Consider the following 8,750-nt stretch of genomic DNA (forward strand, 5'->3'; position numbering starts at 1 on the left):
GCCTTTTCAAGTTTACGACCAGACCTTATACCATCAATCTGACCCATAAGAATATTTCTAGCAAGCATTCTCCTAGAATAAGCTTTCTTACCTGGAGTATCAGCATATTTAGAATGCAAATCACCAAAATCATACCGACTAACCAATTCCTCAATAAAAAAACAAATATGATTATCTGGAATAAAGTCCCTCAAATTCAAAGGAAGTAAAAACACCTGACCAATACTATCTTCATGCAAAACCATAAACACCAACTCAACAAAAACTAAAAAACACTAATAATATATTACACCCCATAATATTTAAAACTAAGCATAACTAAAAAGAATCAAAAAATAATTATTGCACAGCCAATAATATAAAATAAATTTTTTAATTATATAATTAAAACAAAGTTGAATTTCAACACATATTAATTCATTTTATTCATTTTCATTTTTTTTATCATTTAGTCTAATTTTTAATGAATCACTATGGGCATAAAATCCTTCATATTCGGCTATTGGAATTACAATATCTTTTAAATTATCTAAACCTTCAGCATTAATCTTTTGGACTGTTGGTTTCTTTAAGAAAGATTCTGTTGAAAGCCCAGAGTACATTCTTGCTCCTCCAGCAGTTGGAAGAACGTGGTTAGTCCCAGAACCATAGTCTCCTGAGGCTACTGGCGATAATTGTCCTAAAAATATGGAACCTGCATTATTTATTTTTTCTAAGACTTTTTCATCTTTATTGGTCATTATTATTAAATGTTCTGGAGCATACTTATTAGATACTTCAATAGATTCTTCAATAGACTTTGTAATTATAATTTGTCCATATTTCCTAAGAGATTCTTTTATAATTTCATTTCTAATAGCCATTTCACTAAATTCATTAACATATTTATTCACTTCTTCTGCTAATGATTTATCATCGGTTACTAAAAAACATGAGGCGTTAGGGTCATGTTCTGCTTGAGATAAAATATCTTGTGCAATGAATTTAGGGTTAGCAGAACTATCTGCAATTATTAATATTTCAGAGGGACCTGCTGGGAATTCTATATCTACATCACCATAAACAAGCTTTTTAGCTCCAGTTACAAATATGTTTCCTGGACCTACAATTTTATCAACAGGTTCTATGGTTTCAGTTCCATATGCCATTGCTCCAATTGCTTGTGCTCCTCCTACTTTGTATATTTCATTGACTCCAGCTAAGTCTGCAGCAACTAATATTCCAGGAGCTATTTTTCCATTTTCATCTGGAGGACTACAAGCAACTATTCGTGGAACTTTAGCAATTTTTGCAGGAATAACTGTCATTAAAATAGTTGAAGGATAAACAGCTCTTCCTCCAGGAATATAACATCCTACATTTTCGATAGGTCTAATAATTTGTCCTGCCCAAATTCCATTATCAATTTCTTTAAACCATTTTTCTGGAATTTGAAATTTATGGAATTTTTCAATATTTTTAATAGCTTTTTTCATAGCATTAATGAGGGAATTATCAATTTCATTATAACTTTCAGCTATTTCTTCTTTACTTACTTTTAGTTCTTCTATATCTGTATTATCAAATTTTTTGCTGTACTTTTTAATAGCTATATTTTTATTTTCTTTAATATCCTTTAATATATCACTAACAGTAGGTAAAACGTTATTAATATCATTTTGAGATCTTTTTAAAAGATTTTCAATAGTATTGGCTTCATATTCTGAAATTCTCATATAATCACGATTGAAGTATTGAATCAATAAGTTTAAAGTGAATTAACACAATTTAATAGTATAATTAAATAATATATAATTAAATAATGAATAAGACGATAAATAATAGAGGATTAAAATTATTTAATATGGCTTATTTAATATTGATTAAGTATAATGTAATGTTTTTTATTTATAATATTTTAAAATATATTTTCCAGTGCTTAAATTTCTTTCTAATATTTGCTAGAAATTGCATGAACTTAATATTATTTATATTTATTCCTATTCTGTATTACTTTGTCGTATATAATTGTTAAAATTATTAAGATAGTTTATTATTCTCATCTTATTTTTGGTATTTATACTATTTGACCTTGACTAAATTATTTTTTAATAACATTAATTTTAAATATTATCATGTTTAACTTATGAAATATAGGAATTAATTATTTATTTAATCAATATTAAATTATATTTAATTCATCTTAATTATTTAAGATAAACGTATTCAGTTAATTAAATTTCATATACTTATCATAAAATTAATAACCATAATTATTAATATTTTTCAGTAATATGTTAATTATTAGAGTTAATATATGTTATATTATGGCTATTACATTGTATAAATTTCAATATTTTATACTTAAGGGAAACATTTATTAAGGAAAATTATATATAAATTATTTTTAGTTTAGTAATAGCTACTTATATATAATTTAATATCTTAGATGTTTAATTAACAACAATTAAATTATTTAATTAAAAGGATAATCTATAATTCTTGTCATGATTAATCAGGTATGAATATGATTAATCAATTTATTGTTAGTGGTCATTTAATATGAAAAATTAAAGAAATTTAATGGGATTTTTATGTATAAGGATGAAATGATTCAAATACACCAATTTTTAGTATATGTTTTAAAACATTTAGAAGAATATGAGAACATTCATATTGCATGTAATGAGTATAAATCGTTAAATATACATCCTCATCATATACATAAAACAAAAGCAGAACATAAACATGCTATTTTTGTTTTATCAAATTTAATATCTAAAATGATAGGTCAAGAAAGTATTGATTCTCTTCCAGTTAATGTTTCAAATTCATTATCTGATCTTGTAAAAAAATCTAGAAAAGAGTTAAAATTAGAATCTAAATAAATTAATTTTATATAGAACCTAAATAAATTAATTTTATATTTATCTATAGAAATAATATATATATATATATATATATAATTTGTTCAAATTATGCCTAACATTTTAATATTATATATTATTTGTTCAACTTATACCTAACATTTTAATAATAAATTATTTATCTAATTAATAATATATTTAATAAAATGAAAACTTTAGATAAAATGGTTTGTTTGGTAGATGGGGAACATTATTTGCCAGTTACAAAAGCAGCTATTGATACTTTAAATAGTTTAGAACACATTGATATTGTAGCTATTGTTTTTATTGGAGGAACTGAAAAACTAAGAACTGATGATCCAGATAGCTATTCTAAAATGATGGGATTACCTGTTCATTTTGGAAAAGATGAAAATGAAATTCCATATAGTTTAATTGAGGAAATGATTAAACAATATGATGCAGATATTGTCATGGATTTAAGTGATGAACCAGTACTTGATTATACAAAAAGATTTAAAATAGCTTCAAAAGTTCTATCTTTAGGTATTCCCTATAAGGGGCCTGACTTCCAATTTGATCCTTTAACTTTATATGAGGTAGTTCGAAAACCATCATTGAAAATACTTGGAACTGGAAAAAGGATAGGTAAAACTGCAGTATCTTCATTTGCTTCAAGAATCATTGATAAAAATGGTTATGAACCATGTGTCGTTGCAATGGGTAGGGGTGGACCTGCAGAGCCTGAAATCGTCCATGGGAATCAAATTGAAATAACTCCTGAATTTTTAATGGAACAATCAGATAAAGGAGTTCATGCAGCTTCTGACCACTGGGAAGATGCTTTAATGAGCAGAGTCTTAACTATTGGATGTAGAAGATGTGGTGGAGGCATGGGTGGAGATGTCTTCATGACAAACATGAAAAAAGGAGCAGAACTTGCAAATGAAAACGATTGTAAGTTTGTAATATTTGAAGGAAGTGGTGCAGCTATTCCTCCAATAAAAACTAACAAACATATAGTTTTAATAGGTGCAAATCAACCATTAATCAATATTGAAAACTTTTTTGGACCATTTAGAATACAATTAGGTGATTTAGTTATTATAACTATGTGTGAAGAACCAATGGCATCACCTGAAAAAGTTAAGGAAATAGAAAAAATAATAGCTAAAGTTAATTCTACTGCCTCAATCATCTCAACAATTTTTAGACCTAAACCTTTAGGCGATATTTCTGGTAAAAACGTTTTATTTGCAACAACTGCTCCAGATGGGATAAAAGAAGTCCTAGTAAATCATTTACAAGATAATTATAATTGTAATGTTGTTGGTATAACTTCACATCTTTCAAATCGTCCTCTTCTTCAAGAAGACATTAATAAGTACATTGATAAAGCTGATGTCATGCTAACAGAACTTAAAGCAGCTGCAGTAGATGTTGCAACTAAAGATTCTCTTGATGCAGGTTTAGAAGTAGTTTACTGTGATAATATTCCGATAGCTATTGATGATACATATCCAGATATCTCTGAATCAATCATTAATCTTGTTGATGCTGCTATTGATGATTTTAATAACTTTTATTGATAAAAAATATTTATTAACTAAACTATTAATTATAACTAATTTATATAAATTTCCAAATCCTTTTTTTAAATATTTTTATTTAAATGTTTTTAAAATCTTTTTAATAATTTATTGCTCAAATCATCCACAATTTCTTCAATCCTGGGATCTAAATAATCTATTCCTTCTTGAGTAATTCCTTTTTTTGTAGCTATTTTGCTCATAAGATCATATGCAGATGAATTTATGTTTTTATTTTTATTATTTTCAGTATCTTCACTATTTTCTATTGCATATGATAAATATGACGTTGTCGCACTTAATGTTTTTAAAATCATGTCTTGAATGTCTTCAACAGCTAATGATGATTTATTTGACGAAATTATAGCTATTTTAGATAACAATAATCCAATAAATGCTGGTCCACAGCTTGTTAAAATGGTGCCTATTTCAAATTCATTATTTTCATTTTTAATATTTTTAACATGACTAAATTCATTAAAAAGATTCTCAACAAATTTTTTATCATGTATTGTTGTGTTTTCATTATGTATAATTAAACTTACTCCTGTTTTATTGTTTTCCATAGAATCATATTCGCTTTTATGAATTTTTGAAACTATTGTAGGTATAACTTGTGTTATTTTAAGTTCATTTCTAATATCAATGTCTTTAAATTTTAATCCTGCACATATATGAATGATATGCTTATTTTCAGTTAAATTTTGGCTTATATCAATCATTACATTTTTCATTTGTTGTGGTTCAACAAAAATAAATATTTTATCTGATATGGAAGCTAAATAACTATTATCTGATGTTATTGATATTTCTGGATAGTTTTCTTTTATATTATTCAGCTTAGATAAGTTTCTGTTAGATATAATTATATTCCTGTTTTCAATTAAATCAAGTAATAATATGTTATCTATTATAACACTACCCATGTTTCCATAGCCAATAAATCCTACTTTTTCTTTAAGTTTCATTTAAAACATTTCCTATTCTATCTTTTTTAAATAAGGCTTATTTTCTAGATTAATTTTTTTATCTTTTATAAATTCCTTAACAATGGTATTGAATTTTACATACTCAATTAAATTCCATAAATGAATAGATCTGTAACTAGTATATATTTGAACATTTTTTAAATGTTTTTTAATAATTTTAGCAGATTTTGCAACTTTTGGATATTCTTTTGTACCATAGAGCACAAGAACATCTTTTTTATCTGTTTCAGATGGATTTTTTAGCTCTGGTATTTTAAATTTTAAAGATTCTTTTGTTATATTTATCATTTTATCTTCATTGATTTCATTTAATGAATGAGTAATATCTTTTAAATGTTCTTTTTTATGTAATCCATACTCTGCTAAATAAGCACTTGTAAGAAATTTTGAAGATTTTTTACTTAATATTTCTTCACTTGTAGTTTTAATAGCTATTAATAGCTGTTCTATCTTTTTATTTTCTAAAATAGCTGTTAATTCATCATATTCTTTGGAATATTTGGAAGTTTTCACATTAACTCCACTTACAATAGCTGTCTTAACTAATTCTGGGTAAGTAGCTAAAATATATAATATTATTTGTCCTCCCAGACCTATTCCAACAAAATGAATTTTTTGATCTTTAATTTTGTTTTTAATTAGCTTTTTAATATTTGCACTAGTTTTTTTAATTGAAAAATTGCTATTTTTCATATTTTCAGTATTTTCATGAAGATTGATATATATTTGGTTGTAATTATCAAATACATTTTGCTGGTTTTTCCAAATCCAGCTATTTACTAAATTTGTATGTATAAAAACAATAGTTTCAATCTTTTTGTTGTTTATTTCTTTAAATGAAATATGTTCCATATTATTTATTCTATTTTTTTAAATTAATATTTTTATCTAATTAATTTTAATAATTATCTATATTTGTATAGCTATTATCTAAGACATATAGTTATTATCTAAGATATATAGTTATTATCTATATTATATATTTATTATCTATAATTATATCAATTATTAGATTATACGTATGTTATAGTAGATATTCTAAGTTCAATGTTTAATTAACATTATAATTTATATAGTAATTTGATTAGAAATAGTAATGAATATTATAAGTTTATATATTATAATACTTAATTTACTCATATTAGTTTTAAATTATATTATAATTTATTTCCATTTTAAACAATATACAGGTGTATTAAATGAAATCAAGTTCAAAAAAAATAAATGATGGCGTTTACTGGGTTGGAGTCCTTGACTGGGATATAAGGGATTATCACGGTTATAAATTAGATGGTACTACATATAATTGTTATTTGGTCTTTGGTAAAGATAAAGTAGCTTTAATTGATAATAGCTATCCTGGAACTTTCCCTTCTTTGTGGGGAAAAATAGTGGATGCTTTTGAAAAAGAAGGTAGGGATCTTAAAATAGATGTTGTAATTCAAAATCACATTGAAATCGATCATAGTGGAACTTTACCTCAAATTATTAAGAAATTCCCTGAATTAGAATTATACTGTTCAGCTCAAGCTGTTAATGGACTTAAAAATTATTTCCCTAATCTTGAAAATTTTACATTTAATATAGTTAAAACTGGAGATACTCTTGATTTAGGTGGTAAAAATTTCACGTTTATAAGTGCTCCAATGTTGCATTGGCCAGATAGTATGTTTTCTCTTTTACATGAAAATGGGATTTTATTTTCTAATGATGCATTTGGACAACATTTATGTTTAAGTGAAAGATTTTCGGATGAAACATCACAAGATCTTTTAATTAGGCATGCTAAAAAGTTTTATGCTAACTTAGTAACTCCCTCTTCTTCAATGGTTATAAATAAGCTTAAAGAACTTGTTAGTACAGGTTTAGTGAATGATGTTAAAATTATAGCTCCTTCCCATGGTCAAATTTGGAGAGATCCAAGTTTAATTATTAATGCTTACAGTGACTGGGCTTCTGGAGTATGTAAGGATAAAGTAACCTTTATTTATGATACTATGCATCATTCAACTCAAAAAATGGTTAATGCTATGATTGAAGGTGTTTTATCTGAGGATGTTGAGGTTAAATCATATTTTTTACATGAGGATGAACGAAGTGCTGCAGTAACGGATGTTTTAGACAGTAAAGCTGTTTGTATAGGTAGTCCAACTATGATGAACAATCCTTACCCTAGTTTAGGAGATTTAATTTACTACTTCAATTGCCTTAGCTTTTCAAAAACTGGAAAAACTAAAAAAGCAGTTGTTTTTGGTTCTAAAGGATGGGGTGGTGGAGCCAACAAAAAACTCTCTGCTGATCTTAAAGAAGCAGGATTTGAAATATTTGAAGAATACGATACTTTAAATATTCCTTCTGATGAAATATTAAATGAATGCTTTGAAATAGGGAAAAAATTAGGACAAACAATTAAATCTGAGTAAATAATTATTAAAATAGCTATTAAAGTGTTATTAAAGTGTTATTAAAATAGCTATTAATTTTCATATCTCTTTTTTCATTTTTACTTATTCTATTCTTCTTTAGTTTTTATTTTCAGTTTTTATTTTCATGACTTTTAGGCTTAAGATAATATATTATAGTATTTAACATTATAATATAATATTTTACTTATTAATGTATATGATTTATATTCAATAGTTTTTGATTTTTAGAAACGTTTATATATAATAAATGATAAAGTATATAATAGGAATTTATATTAATATAAATTTCTAAACCTTTTTAAAACTAAAATTTGTTGATTCTAATAATCTAATAGTATCTTCCTCCTATTAGATTTAGGATCTAACATTTAGTGTTGTCTTATTTTTGTTTATTTTAGATATTCTGGTTATGATTCTTTTTTTTTAAGTTATTTGTTCTGTAATTTTTAGATTCAATTTTTTCCATAACTTTTAAATACTTGAATTATTTAAATTTTAAATGAATAAATAAATATATCATTTTATGACTGTGTCAAAAACTTCAGGGTGAACAAGTGAAAAAATTCAATGAAAAGTACAACATATACATGTAATGTTCAGCATAATTCAAAAAAAAGTGAGTATAATAACATTAATTAAATGGAGGAAGAATATAGTTAAATCTATGCAAAGAGAAAACAAACTTCCTCCAAGTAATAATTATGAATGTTAAAATATATAATACTGATGGTACCAAGAGAGTTGTGATAGAAGAAGAAATATTATACTTAGATAATCGTGTAGACCCAACATATCATCAAACATTGGAAGAAATAACAGGCATGACTCTTAAATGTCGTTACATCGATAATAGTGATTTTAAATGTGAATGTTGTGGTTCAGACTCATTTAAAATACATG

At 25.2% G+C, this 8,750-nt stretch carries 7 protein-coding genes and 1 pseudogene; 4 read left to right on the top strand and 4 right to left on the bottom strand.

Going from position 1 to position 8,750, the window contains the following annotated elements:
* Both MBFIL_RS00495 and hisD read right to left on the bottom strand, forming a co-directional pair.
* A pseudogene (locus MBFIL_RS00495) lies at positions 1-245 on the bottom strand (hypothetical protein); the annotation flags it as partial.
* Between the two features lie 177 nt (positions 246-422).
* Positions 423-1,715 carry a histidinol dehydrogenase gene (hisD, locus tag MBFIL_RS00500; protein ID WP_066970394.1) on the bottom strand — a complete coding sequence of 431 codons (1,293 nt, stop codon included), beginning with the start codon at positions 1,713-1,715 and terminating at the stop codon, positions 423-425.
* Positions 1,716-2,573: 858 nt separating this feature from the next.
* On the opposite strand from hisD, the gene MBFIL_RS00505 reads away from it, so the two are divergent.
* Positions 2,574-2,867 (top strand): UPF0058 family protein, encoded by a 294-nt coding sequence (locus MBFIL_RS00505; protein ID WP_066970402.1) that lies wholly within the window; start codon positions 2,574-2,576, stop codon positions 2,865-2,867.
* Between the two features lie 185 nt (positions 2,868-3,052).
* On the top strand, positions 3,053-4,435 hold the full coding sequence (locus MBFIL_RS00510) for a 2,3-diphosphoglycerate synthetase (RefSeq protein WP_066970404.1): 1,383 nt from the start codon (positions 3,053-3,055) through the stop codon (positions 4,433-4,435).
* Between the two features lie 89 nt (positions 4,436-4,524).
* On the opposite strand, the gene MBFIL_RS00515 is transcribed toward MBFIL_RS00510, so the two are convergent.
* Together MBFIL_RS00515 and MBFIL_RS00520 are read right to left on the bottom strand one after the other, a co-directional pair.
* On the bottom strand, positions 4,525-5,403 hold the full coding sequence (locus tag MBFIL_RS00515; protein ID WP_066970407.1) for an NAD(P)-binding domain-containing protein: 879 nt from the start codon (positions 5,401-5,403) through the stop codon (positions 4,525-4,527).
* Positions 5,404-5,415: 12 nt separating this feature from the next.
* The gene (locus MBFIL_RS00520) at positions 5,416-6,276 is read right to left on the bottom strand and encodes an alpha/beta fold hydrolase (protein ID WP_066970409.1); all 861 of its coding nucleotides are present in this window, start codon (positions 6,274-6,276) and stop codon (positions 5,416-5,418) included.
* A 347-nt stretch (positions 6,277-6,623) separates the two neighbouring features.
* On the opposite strand from MBFIL_RS00520, the gene MBFIL_RS00525 reads away from it, so the two are divergent.
* Both MBFIL_RS00525 and MBFIL_RS00530 read left to right on the top strand, forming a co-directional pair.
* Positions 6,624-7,847 carry an FprA family A-type flavoprotein gene (locus MBFIL_RS00525; RefSeq protein WP_066970412.1) on the top strand — a complete coding sequence of 408 codons (1,224 nt, stop codon included), beginning with the start codon at positions 6,624-6,626 and terminating at the stop codon, positions 7,845-7,847.
* 704 nt (positions 7,848-8,551) lie between these two features.
* Positions 8,552-8,750: hypothetical protein (locus MBFIL_RS00530; RefSeq protein WP_157078604.1), on the top strand; the 199-nt coding region annotated here is incomplete at its 3' end.

Origin of the sequence: Methanobrevibacter filiformis, from assembly GCF_001639265.1 — an archaeon.
GTDB lineage: Archaea > Methanobacteriota > Methanobacteria > Methanobacteriales > Methanobacteriaceae > Methanacia > Methanacia filiformis.